Source organism: Streptomyces sp. NPDC001617 (genome assembly GCF_053596855.1).
Map to the genome: position 1 here is coordinate 161,292 of NZ_JBSFHA010000008.1, position 17,892 is coordinate 179,183.

At 69.0% G+C, this 17,892-nt stretch carries 13 protein-coding genes, 3 tRNA genes and 1 pseudogene; 11 read left to right on the forward strand and 6 right to left on the reverse strand.

The features are described 5' to 3' along the window. Positions 1-115: 115 nt before the first annotated feature. The 3 genes from truA to ACWC09_RS09315 form a co-directional block, all read right to left on the reverse strand. Entirely contained in the window at positions 116-973 is an 858-nt protein-coding gene (gene truA, locus ACWC09_RS09305; protein ID WP_450849928.1) for a tRNA pseudouridine(38-40) synthase TruA, read from the reverse strand. 71 nt (positions 974-1,044) lie between these two features. Then, positions 1,045-1,584: a 50S ribosomal protein L17 gene (rplQ, locus tag ACWC09_RS09310; protein WP_450849929.1), complete on the reverse strand. Its 540-nt coding sequence runs from the start codon at positions 1,582-1,584 to the stop codon at positions 1,045-1,047. Positions 1,585-1,678: 94 nt separating this feature from the next. Continuing rightward, positions 1,679-2,701, reverse strand: coding sequence for a DNA-directed RNA polymerase subunit alpha (locus ACWC09_RS09315; RefSeq protein ID WP_450849930.1), 1,023 nt, complete (start codon positions 2,699-2,701; stop codon positions 1,679-1,681). A gap of 346 nt (positions 2,702-3,047) precedes the next feature. Between ACWC09_RS09315 and ACWC09_RS09320 the strand changes: the two genes are divergently transcribed. Beyond that, positions 3,048-3,632 carry a hypothetical protein gene (locus ACWC09_RS09320; RefSeq protein ID WP_450849960.1) on the forward strand — a complete coding sequence of 195 codons (585 nt, stop codon included), beginning with the start codon at positions 3,048-3,050 and terminating at the stop codon, positions 3,630-3,632. Between the two features lie 28 nt (positions 3,633-3,660). Here ACWC09_RS09320 and ACWC09_RS09325 read toward each other — a convergent pair. Then, positions 3,661-4,280 (reverse strand): annotated as a pseudogene (locus tag ACWC09_RS09325) (DUF4142 domain-containing protein). A gap of 230 nt (positions 4,281-4,510) precedes the next feature. On the opposite strand from ACWC09_RS09325, the gene ACWC09_RS09330 reads away from it, so the two are divergent. Continuing rightward, positions 4,511-5,236 carry a response regulator gene (locus ACWC09_RS09330; protein ID WP_450849931.1) on the forward strand — a complete coding sequence of 242 codons (726 nt, stop codon included), beginning with the start codon at positions 4,511-4,513 and terminating at the stop codon, positions 5,234-5,236. A 12-nt stretch (positions 5,237-5,248) separates the two neighbouring features. Here ACWC09_RS09330 and ACWC09_RS09335 read toward each other — a convergent pair whose 3' ends face one another. Continuing rightward, positions 5,249-6,850 (reverse strand): sensor histidine kinase, encoded by a 1,602-nt coding sequence (locus ACWC09_RS09335; protein ID WP_450849961.1) that lies wholly within the window; start codon positions 6,848-6,850, stop codon positions 5,249-5,251. Between the two features lie 322 nt (positions 6,851-7,172). Between ACWC09_RS09335 and ctaD the strand changes: the two genes are divergently transcribed. From ctaD to ACWC09_RS09380, 9 genes are all read left to right on the forward strand, one after another. Then, a complete protein-coding gene (gene ctaD, locus ACWC09_RS09340) occupies positions 7,173-8,867 on the forward strand; it encodes an aa3-type cytochrome oxidase subunit I (RefSeq protein WP_450849932.1) in 1,695 nt (564 codons plus the stop codon). A gap of 3 nt (positions 8,868-8,870) precedes the next feature. After that, positions 8,871-9,509 carry a hypothetical protein gene (locus ACWC09_RS09345; protein ID WP_450849933.1) on the forward strand — a complete coding sequence of 213 codons (639 nt, stop codon included), beginning with the start codon at positions 8,871-8,873 and terminating at the stop codon, positions 9,507-9,509. Between the two features lie 294 nt (positions 9,510-9,803). Next, positions 9,804-9,878: transfer RNA gene (locus ACWC09_RS09350), tRNA-Asp, on the forward strand. A gap of 24 nt (positions 9,879-9,902) precedes the next feature. After that, positions 9,903-9,979 (forward strand) — tRNA-Phe (locus ACWC09_RS09355). 81 nt (positions 9,980-10,060) lie between these two features. Further along, positions 10,061-11,683, forward strand: a complete 1,623-nt coding sequence (locus tag ACWC09_RS09360) for a hypothetical protein (RefSeq protein WP_450849934.1) — start codon at positions 10,061-10,063, stop codon at positions 11,681-11,683. A 38-nt stretch (positions 11,684-11,721) separates the two neighbouring features. Beyond that, the gene (locus tag ACWC09_RS09365) at positions 11,722-12,108 is read left to right on the forward strand and encodes a hypothetical protein (RefSeq protein ID WP_450849935.1); all 387 of its coding nucleotides are present in this window, start codon (positions 11,722-11,724) and stop codon (positions 12,106-12,108) included. Between the two features lie 55 nt (positions 12,109-12,163). Further along, entirely contained in the window at positions 12,164-16,156 is a 3,993-nt protein-coding gene (gene hrpA, locus ACWC09_RS09370; protein WP_450849936.1) for an ATP-dependent RNA helicase HrpA, read from the forward strand. Positions 16,157-16,250: 94 nt separating this feature from the next. Then, positions 16,251-16,325, forward strand: a tRNA-Asp gene (locus tag ACWC09_RS09375). 305 nt (positions 16,326-16,630) lie between these two features. Then, entirely contained in the window at positions 16,631-16,822 is a 192-nt protein-coding gene (locus tag ACWC09_RS09380) for a DUF6274 family protein (protein ID WP_450849937.1), read from the forward strand. Between the two features lie 464 nt (positions 16,823-17,286). Here the strand turns inward: ACWC09_RS09380 and bldC are convergent, their stop codons facing one another. Then, positions 17,287-17,493, reverse strand: coding sequence for a developmental transcriptional regulator BldC (bldC, locus tag ACWC09_RS09385; protein ID WP_003949541.1), 207 nt, complete (start codon positions 17,491-17,493; stop codon positions 17,287-17,289). Positions 17,494-17,892: the final 399 nt, after the last annotated feature.

Consider the following 17,892-nt stretch of genomic DNA (forward strand, 5'->3'; position numbering starts at 1 on the left):
CACGACTGCGACCGGCTGAACAGCCCCGCCCTCGGCCAGCGGCCCAGGGCGGGGCCTCGCTTTCCGCGCGGCAGGTCCTCGAGGCCGACCTTCCGGTCCTACGCCGGCAGCCGGTTCAGCACCCACCCCCCGCCGGCAACGACCGCCTGTTCCGCGCCTCCTTGTTCCGCGCGGCCAGCAACTCGTCGGCCGGATAGCCGACTTCCTCCAGCGTCAGCCCGTGCGGGCGTACGACGTGCACGGCGGAATCCCGCACACCGGCGGCAAGCACCTTGCCGGGCCAGTCGGTCGGGCGGTGGCCGTCGCCGACGAACAGCAGGGCGCCGATGAGCGAGCGGACCATGTTGTGGCAGAAGGCGTCGGCGCGCACGGTGGCCGTGACGATCCCGTCCTCCCCCCGCACCAGGCTCAGCTCCTGGAGCGTACGAATGGTGGTCGCCCCCTCGCGCTTCTTGCAGTACGCGGCGAATTCGTGCTCCCCGAGCAGCCGTTCGGCGGCCTCGTTCATGGCGTCGACGTCGAGGGGCCAGTCGTGCCAGAGGACGTGGTTGCGGAGGAGAGGGTCCACGCCACCCGGGTTGTCGGTGACCCGATACGCATACCGCCGCCAGATCGCCGAGAACCGGGCATTGAACCCACTGGGCGCCTCCCGCAGCGCCCACACCCGCACATCCTTCGGCAACCGCCCGGCGAGCCGCTTCAGCAGCTTCTCGTGATGCTCACGCCAGACACCCTGCGGCAGATCGACATGGGCGACCTGCCCCCGCGCATGCACCCCGGCATCGGTCCGCCCGGCGACCGTCAGCTCGTACGTCGTGCCCCCCGACCGCGTGACGGTCCGCAGAGCATCCTCGATCTCCCCCTGCACGGTCCGCTTCCCACCGGCCTGCTTGGCCCAGCCATGGAAGTCGGTGCCGTCGTAGGACAGGTCGAGACGGACGCGCACATACCCGGGTGCCGCTTCATCACTCACGTACAGATCCTCTCAGCAACACAAAAGCGGGCCCGCTCCCCAAAAGGAACGGACCCGCGATCGCGGAACGCTTACGCGTCCTTGGCGTCACCCTCAGCCGCGTCCGCGGCGGGCTCGGTGGCGTCCTCGGCCTCGTCGGCCTTGGTCACATCGACCTTGGCGTCCTCGACCTCGGCGACCGGAGCGGCCTCGGCGTCCTTGGCGGCACGCTTCGTCGCGGCCTCCGCCTCACCCGTCGCCTGCTGCGCGACCGTCAGCGCCTCGACCAGCTCGATGACAGCCATGGGCGCGTTGTCGCCACGGCGGTTACCGATCTTGGTGATACGGGTGTAGCCACCCGGACGGTTCTCGTAGCGCGGGCCGATCTCGGTGAAGAGCGTGTGGACGACGCTCTTGTCCGTGATGACCTGGAGCACCTGGCGGCGGTTGTGAAGGTCGCCCTTCTTCGCCTTGGTGACCAGACGCTCGGCGTACGGACGAAGACGGCGGGCCTTCGCCTCGGTGGTGGTGATACGACCGTGCTCGAAGAGCGCCTTCGCGAGGTTCGCGAGGAGCAGCTTCTCGTGCGCGGCGCTGCCGCCCAGACGGGCACCCTTGGTGGGCTTCGGCATTGTTCTTCTCCTGTGTGTCTGCCCCGGCCGTATCAGGTACCGGGGTCAGGAACCCGATGAGCGGATGCTCATCGGCAACGACCGGTCAGTACCGTCAGTACTGCTCGGTCTCCACGAAACCCGCGTCCGCGTCGTCGTCGGCGCCGAAGGCGTCGGCGGCGGCCGTGGGGTCGAATCCGGGCGGGCTGTCCTTCAGGGCCAGGCCCATGCCGGCCAGCTTCGCCTTGACCTCGTCGATGGACTTCGCACCGAAGTTGCGGATGTCCAGGAGGTCGGCCTCGGAGCGGGCGACGAGCTCACCCACGGAGTGGATGCCCTCACGCTTGAGGCAGTTGTAGGAGCGGACGGTGAGCTCCAGCTCCTCGATCGGCAGCGCCAGGTCGGCGGCAAGGGCGGCGTCCGTGGGGGACGGGCCCATGTCGATGCCCTCGGCGTCGATGTTCAGCTCGCGGGCGAGACCGAACAGCTCGACCAGGGTCTTACCGGCGGAGGCCATGGCGTCACGGGGACGCATGGCCTGCTTGGTCTCGACGTCGACGATCAGCTTGTCGAAGTCGGTGCGCTGCTCGACACGCGTGGCCTCGACCTTGTACGTGACCTTCAGCACGGGGCTGTAGATGGAGTCGACCGGGATACGGCCGATCTCCTGGCCCACCTGCTTGTTCTGCACGGCGGAGACGTAACCGCGGCCACGCTCGACCGTGAGCTCCATCTCCAGCTTGCCCTTGCCGTTGAGCGTGGCGAGGACCAGGTCGGGGTTGTGCACCTCGACACCGGCCGGGGGCGCGATGTCGGCGGCGGTGACCAGACCCGGGCCCTGCTTGCGCAGGTACATCACGACCGGCTCGTCCTGCTCCGAGGAGACGACCAGCTGCTTGATGTTGAGGATCAGGTCGGTGACGTCCTCCTTGACGCCCGGCACGGTGGTGAACTCGTGCAGCACGCCGTCGATCCGGATCGACGTGACAGCCGCACCGGGGATCGAGGAGAGGAGCGTACGGCGGAGCGAGTTGCCGAGGGTGTAGCCGAAGCCCGGCTCCAGCGGCTCGATCACGAACCGGGAGCGGAACTCGTCGACGACCTCTTCGGTCAGAGACGGACGCTGAGCAATCAGCACGAGGTACTACCTCCAGTGTTCGGCGCCCGCTATGTGACGCCATAGACACTACGAAGGGTACGGGCGATACGGCTTCCAACGGGGCCGCACCGCGCGACTCCGCCCATGTACGGGCCCAGCCGATACCCGGTGAACCGGTGGCACGGCTCTTTGCCAGGGCCTTTCGGCCCTTGTTGCCGGTCGGGCGCACTGACTTCACTGATCCCGCGGTCCCGCTCGTGCCGCTTGGATTCCGCCCCTGGGCCCGGTCCAGCGGTCCCGACCAGGGGCGGGGCGGGCGGGGCCGTGCAGTGCGGGACGAACGGGCGAGCGAGATCGCCATAGGGCCGGAAGGGTGAGCGGGACGATGATCACGGCGGTCGGACACGCCGACCTGGCTCCGGACACGCTGAAGCTGGTGGAGGCCGAGCTGCGGGCACGGCTGGAGCAACAGTTCGTACGAGCGCCGGGCGTGGTGCGCGCGGGTGCCGGAGTGCCACTGGCGTTCGGGCGGGCGGTGCGGGCGGCGGGGCGACCGCTGGTCGTGGTGACGCCCACGCACGGGATGGTGCCCGCGCTGCTGCCGACGCGTGACCGGACGGCGACCGGCGAGTTGCTGGTCCTCGCCGAGCAGGTGCGCCTGCTGGCATATGACCCGGCCGACCGAGACGCGTGCGTCGGCGCGGACGAACGGATGATCGCGGGATGCCGGCAGCTGCTGGCCGTGTGGGACGGCTCACCCTCCAACGGACGGGACGCCACCGCGCACCTGGTGGCGTACGCCCGCGCGCACGGCGTTCCGGTCGAGGTCATATGGCCGCAGGGCGCGGTGCGTGAGGGCATACGCGTCGCACCGGAGCCGAACAGCGACCGCGGTCCGCGCGGCGGCAGCCACTCGTCGACCACCGTGGGCCCGTGGACCGGCGCCCCCGCGCCTTCGCCCGGCTGCTGATCGTCTCCGGCGCGCTCGGACCGTGTTCTCACCCCACCGACGGACTCGGCGAGACCGTGCTGTTCGCCGGCGGGGTGAGGACGACCTGCGGCTGACCCGCGACCGGGGGCGGCGGGGTCATGTCCTGGGCCAGGAGCTTGGGTGCGGTGGTCTCCTGGAGGAGAACCCGGTCGAAGTCGACCAGGCCGGTCTTCTCCAGGACCGTGATGCGGTCCAGGACGGTGTTGTTGGCCTGGTCGGCCAGGGCGCGGACCAGCGAGTTCTTCGTGGTGGCGCGGACGCTCGCGATCGTGGAGAGGATCTGGCCTGCTGTCGCGCGCAGGATGGTGGCCATGTCGGTGCCGAACTGCTTGCGGCCGTCCGCCTTCAACGTGGCCACGAAGCCCTGCTGTTGTGGCGACGGCTGGTTGGGCAGCGTGATGTCCAACTGGCCGGCAACCCTGCGGGAGGCGGCGTCCAGCGAGGCATCCCCGTCGATCAGGTGCTCACCCGCGGTCTTGACCGCCTTCGTCGTGTCCTTGCGCAATGCCAGCCCGCGCTGCTGACCTTCTGGACTCCGAGCATGGCGGGATAGAGGAGCGACCCGAGGGTCATGGCGAGGGCACCCCCCAGAAAGAGAGTTCCCGCCGCCTTCCGTGAAACGAGCACCGTGTCTCCTGTCCGGTTCGGAACCCGCACATGACCGGAGTACGGATGCGGGGTCCCGCGGGACCTCTTGGGCCCTCAATGGGTTCGTAAAGCCGATCGGTGTTCGGCGCCCCGGCCGCGCTCGCGCCGACCACGGCGGTCACCCGCCGGCCCGAGGGAGTCCCCGACGTCGTGCACGACGAGGCGGCCCGCCCATTCGAGGAGCGGCCGGGCTCGTAAGCTGGGCTTCCGTGGAAGCACACACGCGCACCGAGCCCGTCCCCTCACCCGCCTCACCTCTGCGGGTGTTCATCCTGGACGACCACGAGGTCGTACGCCGCGGGGTGCGTGACCTGCTGGAGGCCGAGCCGGACATCGTGGTGGCCGGGGAGGCGGCCGACGCCCGGGAGGCGCTCGCCCGGGTGCCCGCGGTCCGCCCGCATGTCGCGGTGCTGGATGTGCGGCTCGGTGAGGGCGAGAGCGGGGACCATGCGGGGGTGGAGGTGTGCCGGGAGTTGCGGGCCCGGATGCCCGAGCTGGCCTGCCTGATGCTGACCTCGTTCGACGACGACGAGGCCCTGTTCGACGCGATCATGGCGGGCGCCGCCGGCTATGTGCTCAAGCGGATCGACGGCTCCGACCTGGTGGCCGCCGTGCGTACGGTGGCGAGCGGCGAGTCCCTGCTGGATCCGCGGGCGGCCGCGCGGGTGATGGCGCGGCTGCGCGATCCTCGGCCGGAGCCCGAACCGCCCGCCGTCTCACCGGAGTTGGAGCGGCTGTCGCCGCGCGAGCAGGAAATCCTGGAGCTGATCGGCGAGGGGCTGACGAACCGCCAGATCGCCGAGCGGCTGTTCCTCGCCGAGAAGACGATCAAGAACCGGGTGTCGTCCATCCTGGCCAAGCTGGGCGTGGGCCGCCGCATCCAGGCGGCGATGCTCGCCGGGAAACTGCGGGAGCAGCGGGGGCCCGAGCGGTAGACCGGCGCCCGGTCAGTCGGGGGGCAACGGCACCCGCCACACGAGCCGGGTGCCGCCCTGTGCCGGGGACTCGACGGTCAGCGTCCCGCCGTACTGCTCCGCGCGGGAGCGCAGGTTGGCCAGACCTCCGGTGTGCCGGCCGCCTGGCACACCCGTACCCGTTCCGTCGTCCGTCACCGTGAGGGTGAGGACATCCCCGGCCGGCGGCACGCTCAGGACGACGTCCGCGCGGCGGGCGCCGGCGTGCCGGGCGATGTTGCTGAGGGCTTCGGCGGTCACCGCCAGGACGTGTTCGGCCACGTCGGCGGGGACAGTGGAGTCCACCGGGCCGTCGATCCGCAGGACCGGGCTGAAGCCGAGCGACTGGGCCGCCAGCCGGGCGGTCTCGGGCATACGGCGCCGCAGCCCCGGGCCGCCGCGGTCGTCCCCGGCCGAGCGCAGCTCGAAGATGGTGGAGCGGATGATCTGGACGGTGGTGTCCAGGTCCTTCACCGCCCGAGCGACGCGCTCGGCCGCATCGGGGCGCTCGATCATGCGGGAAGCGCTCTGCAGGGTCATGCCGGTGGCGAAGAGCCGCTGGATCGCCAGGTCGTGCAGGTCGCGGGCGATGCGGTCGCGTTCATGCAGGACGGCCAGTTCCTCGGACTCGGCGCGGCGCCGGGCCAGTTCCAGGGCGATCGCGGCCTGGTCGGCGAACCGGGAGACCAGGGCCACCTCGGTGTCGTCGAAGGCCGGGCGGCCCGCGCACCGGCTCAGGCGCAGCGCGCCGCAGGCCGAGGCGTCCAGAGGCAGCGGGACCGCCACGGTGGGACCGTACGCGTCCGCGTGCCCCTTGCCGCCGAGCGGATATGCCGCTGAATCCTGCGTGGGCAGGACCGCTCCCTCGACGTTCCCCCGCTCTCTGCTTCGCTCGAGCGGGGGCACCCCCATGGCATCGCGGCCGTACGCCACCTCCACCGTGAGCCGGGCGCCGCCGCTGTCGGCCGGCAGCAGTACGGCGGCCAGGTCGGCGTCGGCCACCTCGCTCGCCCGCCGGGCGATCAGATGCAGCACCTCACGGACGGGGGTTCCGGCGAACAGGCTGCGGGTGATTTCACTGAGAGCTTCGAGCCAGCGTTCCCGGCGTCGGCTGTCGTGGTACATGCGGGCGTTGTCGACGGCGACTCCGGCCGCGTTGGCCAGGGTGGCCAGGACCGCCTCGTCGTCGGCGTCGAATCCCGCCCCTCCCCGCTTCTCGGTCAGGTACAGGTTGCCGAACACCTCGTCCCGTACACGGATGGGCACCCCCACGAACGTGCGCATCGGCGGATGGTGCTCGGGGAAGCCGTAACTGTTCGGATGCCGCGTCAGGTCCGTGAGGCGCAAGGGAACCGGGTTGCGGATCAGCTCGCCGAGGATGCCGCGCCCGCAAGGGGATTGGCCGATCCGGGCGGCGAGCTCGTCGGCGATGCCGACCGGCAGGAACTGCGACAGCCGCTGTCCGTCGCCGATCACGCCGAGGGCGCCGTACTCGGCGTCGGTGAGGGCGACCGCCGCCTCCACGATACTGCCGAGCACCTGGGGCAGTTCGAGGCCGCGGCCGATGTTCGTGACGGCGTCGAGGAGGCTGTGCATCCGGTCCGGCACGTCGAGTCGCAACCGTGACGGCGCTGAGGTCGGGCGTGGTGATTCGGGCATGTCCTGGTGCTCCTGGACGGTCGGTGTCCAGCAGCGTACGGCCGCGGTGCGGGGTGAGGTGCGCCCGTCCGCACACCGGCGCGAAGAGGGGCCGTTGGACCCTATCGACGGGCCCAGGCAGGGGCTGTTGGACCCTATCCGGGCCGGGTGCCCCACGGCTGATCATGTGGCGGCGGCCGGGAAGGGCCAGGTCCATTCCCGCACTTCTGGCACTGACCGGCCCGTCGACGACATCAGCCGATGGGGAGGACGCCGTCCGGTGGACGAGATACAACAGGTGGGGACCGCGCGACCGCGTGCCGTTGTCGCCGTGGCGGACGAGGCATCCGGACCTCCGGTACGGCCTGCGGCCCGGCCGGCGTGGACGGAGTGGCTGACGACCACCGACCACAAGAAGATCGGGACGATGTACCTGGTCACCGCGTTCGCGTTCTTCCTCGTGGGCGGCGCGCTGGCACTGCTGATGCGCGCCGAACTCGCCCGTCCCGGACTGCAGATCATGTCCACCGAGCAGTTCAACCAGGCGTTCACCATGCACGGCTCGATCATGCTGCTGATGTTCGCGATGCCCCTGTTCACCGGCTTCGCCAACTGGATCATGCCACTGCAGATCGGCGCCCCGGACGTCGCCTTCCCCCGGCTGAACATGCTGGCCTACTGGCTCTTCCTGTTCGGCTCCTCGATCGCCGCCTTCGGCTTCCTCACTCCGGGCGGCGCCGCCGACTTCGGCTGGTTCCTGTACGCCCCGCTGTCCGACGCCGTCCATTCACCGGGCCTGGGCGCCGACCTGTGGATCATGGGCGTCGCGCTGTCCGGCTTCGGCAGCATCCTCGGCGCGGTCAACTTCATCACCACCATCATCTGCATGCGGGCCCCGGGCATGACGATGTTCCGGATGCCGATCTTCACCTGGAACGTGCTGCTGACCGGCGTCCTGGTACTGATCATCTTCCCGGTGCTGGCGGCCGCGCTGTTCGCGCTGGAGTGCGACCGCAAGTTCGGCAGCCATGTCTTCGACGCGGCCAACGGCGGCGCCCTGCTGTGGCAGCACCTGTTCTGGTTCTTCGGCCATCCCGAGGTGTACGTCCTCGCCCTGCCGTTCTTCGGCATCGTCTCCGAGGTGGTGCCGGTCTTCGCCCGCAAGCCGATGTTCGGCTACATGGGCCTGATCGGAGCCACGATCGCCATCGCCGGGCTGTCGGTCACGGTGTGGGCGCACCACATGTACGTCACGGGCGGGGTCCTGCTGCCCTTCTTCTCCTTCATGACCTTCCTGATCGCGGTCCCGACCGGCGTGAAGTTCTTCAACTGGATCGGCACCATGTGGAAGGGCTCCCTGAGCTTCGAGACGCCGATGCTGTGGACCACCGGCTTCCTCATCACCTTCGTCTTCGGCGGTCTGACCGGCGTGATCCTGGCCTCGCCCCCGCTGGACTTCCATCTGTCCGACTCGTACTTCGTGGTCGCGCACTTCCACTACACGGTCTTCGGCACGGTCGTGTATGCGATGTTCGCCGGCTTCCACTTCTGGTGGCCCAAGTTCACCGGCAAGATGCTCGACGAACGCCTCGGCAAGGTCACCTTCTGGACGCTGACGGTCGGCTTCCACCTGACCTTCCTGGTCCAGCACTGGCTCGGTGTCGAGGGCATGCCCCGCCGCTACGCCGACTACCTGGCCGCCGACGGCTTCACCGCCCTCAACACCCTGTCCACCATCGGCTCGTTCCTGCTGGGGATGTCGATCCTGCCGTTCCTCTACAACGTCTGGAAGACCGCGAAATACGGCAAGCCGGTCGACGTCGACGACCCCTGGGGCTACGGCCGTTCGCTGGAGTGGGCGACCTCGTGCCCGCCACCGCGCCACAACTTCGTCTCCCTGCCCCGCATCCGCTCCGAGTCCCCGGCGTTCGACCTGCACCACCCGGAGATCGCCGCACTCGAAGAGGTGGGCTGAACCGTGTCCCAACCCGCCCTCGGGCTGGGCACCGCGCTGGTGACCGCCGCAGGCTGCGTCTGGTACCTGCCGGCCCTCGCCGACCTGCGCGCGGGAGCCGATCGACCGCGCTCGCGCCGTACCGCGGCCGCGGCCTGCCTCACCGGCTGGACGACCCTCGCGGCCATCGCCGTACTGCTCTTCGTCGGCGGGGTGTGGCAGGCGGTGTACGTCATGGCGGCAGGGGGTGCGACCGTCACGGCTGCTCTGCGGATCCGTGCCGCCGCACAACACCACCACGAGATACGGGAGATCGCCCGCCACTGGGCGGCGCTGGACCCCGGCCCGCCCCAGCACGGCCGGAGCCACGACCTGTCCCGGTACGTCTTCGCCACCCTCCTCGCCTGCGGCCTGGTCGCCGCCGTGGTCACCGCGGCCGTGGCGGTGGCTGCCGGTTCCGGGGGCGGCGGGGGCTGGGCGCCGGCCGCCCCCGCCGCCGTCGTCGGCCTGGGTCTCGCTGTCGCGAGCATGTACGCACGCACGGTCCGCGGTCGCACCACACCGGGCGGTGCGCAGCCCTCACGACAGAGGAGTGCCGGTTCCACGGGAGCGGACGGCGGCACGAGCCGGTCGGCGGGATACGGCGGCCCCCGTGTGCCATGACCGCATGCCGTCACGGGCCGAACCCTCTTGCCCGCGCCGGCCACGCCACAGGGGCGGCCGGCCAGGAAGCCGACGGCGGAGGCACGGGGCGCGTTCTGATACGCTTTTCCAGCGACGTCGGGCAAACCACAGCGCGTTTGATCAGTCACTCGGGGGCACCCCCTCGGTGGCGGTGCTGCAGCTCAACAGTCGTGGAAAGCGTTCGTTCCCGTCGAGTTCGCCGTGCGTGGCTGTAAGAATCTCGTTGGGGGCACGCGAAACCGTGTGCGACACTGGTGGTCGCCCACAAAGCTTGGTCCTGTGGAGCAGTTTGGAGTGCTCGCCACCCTGTCAAGGTGGAGGCCGCGGGTTCAAATCCCGTCAGGACCGCTGAGGCTTCCTCGGAAGCCTCGTGGCTGGGTAGCTCAGTTGGTACGAGCGATCGCCTGAAAAGCGATAGGTCGCCGGTTCGACCCCGGCCCCAGCCACCAGTACGAAGCCCCCCTCCCGGTATCTCCGGAGGGGGGCTTCGTCGTCGCTCACAGTGAGCGCGGGGAACCTGAGGGGGGTTCTTGAGACAGATCGCCAGAGGGCTGGTGACGGCCGGTGCCGTCCTGGTCGGCACGCTTGCGATGCCCGGTACGGCCCATGCCGCGGGGACGACCGTCAAAGACGCCTACAGCGACGGGCGCGACTGGTCGGTGCTCGACGTACGCCTCGAGTACAGCGGCGGAATCGACAAGATCACCGCGATGCTCCGCCCGGTCGGCAGCAGCGACACGGACCCGCCGGTGGCCACCGTCACCGACTTCACGAAGAAGTACGACATCTACTCGTGGGACGGCGTCTGGGCCTCCCAGCCCATCCACCTGGACGCCCTCGGCAAGTACACGGTCGACTTCGAGGTCACGGACAGCTCGGGCGAGACCACCGTCCAGAAGAACGCGGGCACGCTGAACTACGCGAAGCAACCCGTCTTCAGCGACTTCACCGTCACGCCCACCGAGCCGGACTTCGAGCACAGGACGGCCACCGCCACCGGCGACCTGGTCCTCCGCGACCCCCGCACCCGGGAGACGGTGCCGCTGGCCGGTACCGATGTGGACGTCCAGTTCGACAACGGCGCCAAGGACACACCCGTCGTCACCGACGACGTCGGCCATTTCTCCGCCTCCCGCGAGACGACGGGCGGCTGGGCCATCGCCAGGTACAGCGGCGACCTCGGCTACGTCACCAGTGACTCGGCCGACGTCTGGCCGCAGGCCGCGCCGACCCGGTTCGTCCTCGACCAGAGCGACTTCCACGTCACCACCGGCGACAAGATCACTGTCGCCGGCACGCTCCAGTACCAGTACGACGGTGAGTGGCGGCCGCTGACCGGCACCCCGGTGGAGATGAACGAAAAGGACTCCAGCACCTACAGCCCCGTCGACACGACGACCGACGCGAACGGCCGTTTCTCCTTCGGGCTGTCCGCGTCCATCGCCAAGAGCGTCTACGAGATCTCCGTCCCGACGAGCCCGTTCAACCCCTACATCGTGCACACGACCGCCGACGTCACCGTCGCGGCCACGGCGACGACGAAGTTCAGTTCGTTCACGGCGTCACTGGACAAGTACGCCCAGGTGACGATCAACGGCACCCTCGACGTGACCGGCCGCGGCGGCCCCGACTCGGCCAACGTCGACATCCAGTACTCGGCCGACGGCAAGACGGGCTGGACCACCCAGACGACCCTCAAGGTCGCCTTCGGCAATGACTTCACTGACAGGCTGCCGGGCTACACCGACGGCTACTGGCGGCTGAGCTACGCCGGCTCCACCACCAAGGACATCAAGGGCACCGTCAGCAACAGCCTCCGCCGCAACCGCGCCCTCACCCGGGTCAAGGACGCCAACGCGTCCCCCGAGCCCGTGTACAAGGGCAGGACGATCACCGTCAAGGGCGTGCTCCAGGAACACAAGGTCGGCGCCACCAGCTGGAACGCCTACGGCGGCAAGAAGGTGCAGATCCTCTTCCGGCCCAAGGGGACGTCGACCTGGTACCTGATGGCCACGGTCACCACGAAGACGAACGGCTCCTTCAGCAAGGGTTTCACGGCCAAGCAGGACGGCACCTGGGTGCCCGTCTTCCTCTACCCCGACAGCAAGCACTTCGTGGGTGAGGGCCGGGAGGACTACGTCGACGTGCGGTGACAGCCGTACAAGACACCCGTACGAATACGCCGACCGGCTTGGCAGCGCGCCCGCCCGGCGCTACGTTCTGGCTGGTCGGCGGAGGGCTGGGGCAGGGGAACATGAAGCAGGACGACGCCAGGGGCGTGCAGGACGACTCCTTGGAGAAGAGCCGGGCGCGGTACGGCCTGTTCTCGGTGATCGGTACCAATCTGGCGATCGCCGTGGTGGCGGTCGTGGGGGTCTGGCGGCTCGACGGCGACAGGGCGGTGATCGTCGGCGTCGTCACCGCCGCCTTCACCGCCATGAGCGGCATGACCACGGCCTACCTGGGCATCAAGGCCGTATCGAACACGGCGAAGTCGATCGCCCTCGGGGACGGCGCGGCCCGGGAGCAGCGACAGCCGGCGGCTCCTCCGGTCACTCCGGGGCCACGGACCCCGTAGGCCGGGCACAAATCGTTCGCCACGGATTTCCCGGGGATGAGATCCTGGATCGCGTATGTCTACGCACCCTGCCCCCGGCACCCCGGCTCCCGGTACCCCGGCCCTCGGCACTCTCGCTCCCCGCCTGACCGAGCTCTCCCTGCGCGACGCGCAGCGGCTCGGGCGCAGGCTCGAAGGCGCGCGCAAGATCCGCAAGCCGGAGGCGCGCGCCGCGGTCCTGGCCGAGATCGAGGCGGAGGTCGCCAAGGCCGAGGCGCGGATGAGCGAGCGACGTGCCCGCGTGCCCGCCGTCTCGTATCCCGAGCAGCTGCCCGTCAGCCAGAAGAAGAGCGAGATCGCGGACGCCATCCGTGATCACCAGGTCGTGATCGTCGCCGGTGAGACCGGTTCCGGCAAGACCACGCAGATCCCGAAGATCTGCGTGGAGCTCGGCCGGGGCGTGCGCGGCATGATCGGGCACACCCAGCCCCGTCGTATCGCCGCCCGTACGGTCGCCGAGCGCGTCGCCGAGGAACTGGACACCCCCCTCGGCGAGGCCGTCGGCTGGAAGGTCCGCTTCACCGACCAGGTGAACCAGGACGCCACCTTCATCAAACTGATGACGGACGGCATCCTGCTCGCCGAGATCCAGACCGACCGTGAGCTGCGCGCCTACGACACGATCATCATCGACGAGGCCCACGAACGGTCCCTCAACATCGACTTCCTGCTGGGCTACCTGGCCCAGCTGCTGCCGCGCAGGCCGGATCTGAAGGTCGTCATCACCTCGGCGACCATCGACCCGGAGCGCTTCTCCCGGCACTTCGGGGACGCCCCCATCGTCGAGGTCAGCGGCCGCACGTACCCCGTGGAGGTCCGCTACCGCCCGCTCCTCGAAGAGGACAGCGACGACTCCGACCGGGACCAGATCACCGCGATCTGCGATGCCGTCGAGGAGCTTCAGGGGGAGGGCAAGGGCGACATCCTCGTCTTCCTCTCGGGGGAAAGGGAGATCCGGGACACCGCCGACGCGCTGGTCAGGAAGAACTACCGCTTCACCGAGGTCCTGCCCCTCTACGCCCGCCTCTCGCACGCCGAGCAGCACCGCGTCTTCCAGCCGCACACGGGGCGCAGGATCGTTCTGGCCACGAACGTCGCCGAGACCTCCCTCACCGTCCCGGGCATCAAGTACGTCATCGACCCGGGCTTCGCCCGGATCTCCCGCTACAGCCACCGCACCAAGGTCCAACGGCTCCCCATCGAGCCGGTCTCCCAGGCCAGCGCCAACCAGCGCAAGGGCCGCTGCGGCCGTACGTCCGACGGCATCTGCATCCGCCTCTACTCCGAGGACGACTTCGTCGCCCGCCCGGAGTTCACGGACGCGGAGATCCTCCGTACGAACCTCGCCTCCGTCATCCTGCAGATGACCGCGGCCGGCCTGGGCGACATCGAGAAGTTCCCGTTCATCGACCCGCCGGACCACCGCAACATCCGCGACGGCGTCCAACTGCTCCAGGAGCTGGGCGCGTTGGACCCGGCGGAGAAGGACGTACGCAAGCGGCTCACCCAGACCGGCCGCAAGCTCGCCCAGCTGCCGGTCGACCCCCGCCTGGCCCGTATGGTCCTGGAGGCCGACAAGAACGGCTGCGTCCGCGAGGTCATGGTCATAGCAGCCGCGCTCTCGATCCAGGACCCGCGTGAGCGCCCCGCCGAGAAGCAGGCGCAGGCCGACCAGCAGCACGCCCGCTTCAAGGACGAGACCAGCGACTTCCTGGCCTACCTCAACCTGTGGCGCTACATCCGCGAGCAGCAGAAGGAGCGCGGCTCGTCGTCCTTCCGCCGGATGTGCAAGCAGGAGTACCTGAACTTCCTGCGCATCCGCGAATGGCAGGACATCTACTCCCAGCTCCGCACCGTCGCCAAGCAGATGGGCATCCACCTCAACGAGGAGGACGCCCCCGGCGACCGTGTCCACGTCTCCCTCCTCGCCGGTCTGCTCTCGCACATCGGCATGAAGGACGTGAAGAACGCCGGGGGGGAGGGTGGGAAAAACACAGCGAAGAACGAGTACCTGGGCGCACGGAACGCGAAGTTCGCGATCTTCCCGGGCTCGGCGCTGTTCAAGAAGCCGCCGCGGTTCGTCATGTCGGCGGAGCTGGTGGAGACCTCCCGCCTCTGGGCGCGCGTCAACGCCAAGATCGAGCCCGAGTGGGTCGAGCCGCTCGCCGAGCACCTGCTCAAGCGCACGTACAGCGAACCGCACTGGGAGAAGGACCAGGCGGCCGTGATGGCGTACGAGAAGGTCACGCTGTACGGCGTCCCGATCATCGCCCAGCGCAAGGTGAACTACGGCCGTATCGACCCGGAGGCGTCCCGCGAGCTGTTCATCCGCAACGCGCTCGTCGAGGGCGACTGGCGCACCCACCACAAGTTCTTCGCCGACAACCGCAGACTCCTCAGCGAGGTCGAGGAGCTGGAGCACCGCGCCCGGCGCCGGGACATCGTCGTCGACGACGAGACGCTCTTCGACTTCTACGACGCCCGGGTGCCCGAACACGTCGTGTCCGGCGCCCACTTCGACTCCTGGTGGAAGCGGAAGCGGCACGAGGAGCCGGAGTTCCTGGACTTCGAGCGGGAGATGCTCATCCGGGAGTCGGCGGAGGCGGTCACCAAGGCCGACTATCCGGACTCCTGGTGGCAGGGCCCGCTGAAGTTCCGTGTCACCTACCAGTTCGAGCCGGGCGCGGACGCCGACGGTGTGACCGTCCACATCCCGCTCCAGGTCCTCAACCAGGTCACGGACGAGGGTTTCGACTGGCAGATCCCGGGGTTGCGGGAAGAGGTCGTCACCGAGCTGATCCGTTCCCTCCCGAAGCCGATCCGGCGCAACTACGTGCCGGCGCCGAACTTCGCGAAGCGGTTCCTGGACACGGCCGTCCCGCTCCAGGAAACCCTGACGGTCACGATGGCGCGCGAACTGAAGCGCATGGTCGGAGTCCCCTTCGAGGCCGACGACTTCGACTGGTCCAAGATCCCCGACCACCTCCGCATCACCTTCCGCATCGTCGACGAGCGGCGGCGCAAGCTGGCGGAGGACAAGGACCTGGAGGCGCTGAAGCTGCGGCTGAAGCCGAAGGCGCGCCAGGCCCTCTCGCAGGCCGCGGCCGCCACCGCGGAGCGGCAGGGCGGCGAGTCCCTGGAGCGCAAGGGCCTCACCGACTGGACGATCGGCTCGCTCACCCGCGTCTTCGAGACCCGCCGCGCCGGCCAGCCGGTGAAGGCGTACCCGGCGCTGGTGGACGACGGCGACACCGTCTCCGTACGCCTCTTCGACACGGAGGCGGAACAGGCGGAGGCGATGTGGAAGGGCACGCGGAGGCTCATCCTGCGGAACATCCCGGTGAACCCGGCGAAGTTCGCGTCGGAGAAGCTGACGAACGCCCAGAAGCTGGCGCTGTCCGCGAATCCGCACGGCTCGATCCAGGGCTTGTTCGACGACTGCGCGACGGCGGCGGCGGACAAGCTGATCGGGGACTTCGGCGGGCCGGCGTGGGACGAGGAGTCGTATCGGAAGCTGTACGACAGGGTGCGCGCCGAGATCGTCGACGCGACGGTCCGCACAGTGGGCCAGGTGCAGCAGGTCCTTGCCGCCTGGCAGGCCTGTGAACGCCGTCTGAAGGCCGTACGCAGCCCCGCGCTGCTTCCCAACCTCCAGGACGTACGGAAGCAGCTGGACGCCCTTGTGAAGCCCGGCTTCGTCACGGAGACGGGGCTTCGCCGTCTGGCCGACCTGATGCGCTACCTGGTCGCCGCGGACCGCCGTCTCCAGCAGATGCCGACGAACGTCCAGCGGGACACGACCCGTATGGAGAAGGTCCACGAGATGCAGGACGAGTACGCGTGGCTCCTGGAGCAGCTGCCCCAGGGCCGGCCGGTCCCCTCCTCGGTCCTGGACATCCGCTGGATGCTGGAGGAGCTCCGGGTCAGCTACTTCGCCCACGCGCTGGGCACGGCGTACCCGATCTCGGACAAGCGGATCGTGAAGGCGATCGACACGGCGGCCCCGTAACCACCCGCACACACTGGGTGAGTTCGACCAGCGCCCTCACCCTCCTGTACAGTCTCTTCTCGCAGCGCACCGCACGAATGGCGCCGCGAAACCTGGTCCTGTGGAGCAGTTTGGAGTGCTCGCCACCCTGTCAAGGTGGAGGCCGCGGGTTCAAATCCCGTCAGGACCGCAAGAAGGAAAGGGCTCGCACCCCGGCAAGGGGCGCGAGCCCTTTCTCATGCCCCACCTCCCGCTCGCCACCCTGTCAAGGTGGGGGCCGCGCCCGCGGCGCAGCCGCAATCGGGTACAGCACATCCCGTCAGGACCGCAGTGACAGGAAGCCCGGATCTTCGGATCCGGGCTTCCTGCGTGTACGACACTTCTTCTACGGCGTTCACAAGCGCCCTCCGCCGCCCCACGCCGTCTTGACGGCCTTCTCTCGCGCCGGTACCCAGAAACCAGGGCCCATTCCCCCTGCGGCCCTGGAGGTGGCGCATGGCGGGTTCGGCGAGGCATGAGACGCGGGCGTTGCTCCGCGCGCATCTGTCGGCTGCTTCGTCGTACGGCCATCTGACCCGCCACTGTCCGATCTGCCATCACCTGCTGCGGCTGGCGATGGACGGAGGGCCGGGAGTCGTCAAGGCGCCCGAAGACGTCGTCGAGGACGAGAGTCCTGCCGGTGCGTGACCTCCGGCGGCTCTCAACAGCCGTACCGCTGTGGGGTGGTGGAACGCGCGCCTCTCTTAGCGCATGGACACCGGCAGCAACAAGGACTGCGGCATGTGACGGGTGTCACCGCATGAGTTTCTGAAACCGCGGTACTTACAGCTCACCTACAACTGGTCAATTTAATATGTGCAATTGCACCCTCCTGGAGCGCCTGCCCGCAGGAGAGGCGACACCCCTCCCCAGACTCCGACAAGCCCGCTCACAGGGCCACCGATCCGGCACTCCACGCGCACAAAAAAGATCGCGCTGGACCCGGCGGAGTCCAGCGCGATCAACGACGCACCCTGTTCACAACTTGCCTGGGAAGCCCCGAAGGGCTTGGGCGTGGGCTCTGTTGGGGCAGAACCCGCGTCGCTTGGAGCTAGGGTTCGGGCACCTCGGCGCAGTTGGGGGACCTGCCGATTTGCCCTGATATGGAGTTGTCAGGCCTCGCTGCGCTGCTGCGGGATGCCCGCCAGCAGTGCACGGACCTCCGCCTCGCGGTAGCGGCGGTGCCCGCCGAGCGTACGGATCGAAGTGAGCTTTCCGGCCTTCGCCCACCGCGTGACCGTCTTCGGGTCCACGCGGAACATGGTGGCGACCTCAGCCGGGGTCAGCAGCGGCTCGGCATCAGGGGTGCGAGCGGTCATGAGCGGCCTCCTCGGGAGAACCGAACCTTCTCGGTTCTTTCCTCTAAATTCTGCACCTTGACCCGCGTTGCCCGAAATGGCGGACGCGAGTCGAGTCGGTTATAGGACGAACGGCTTGTCCTCGGCACTACAACTACACCATCTGTCCAGCCGCGTCGGCCAAACCGATGGAATTGCCCTCCAGGTGTTCATCAGCGACGGAAGCCGATGGACCATGCCATAGCGGACAGTCACGCCACTGTGACGATCAGTCACAGTGGCGTGCAGGAGTCAACAGACCCCCCAAAGCGTGCAATACGGGTGGAGTCCTCCCCGGACTCCTTGTCCTATTTTGGCATGAGGAGGGGCAAGCGACGCAAGGGCCGGGTACGTGCGTTCCGTCACGCTCGACACATAAGC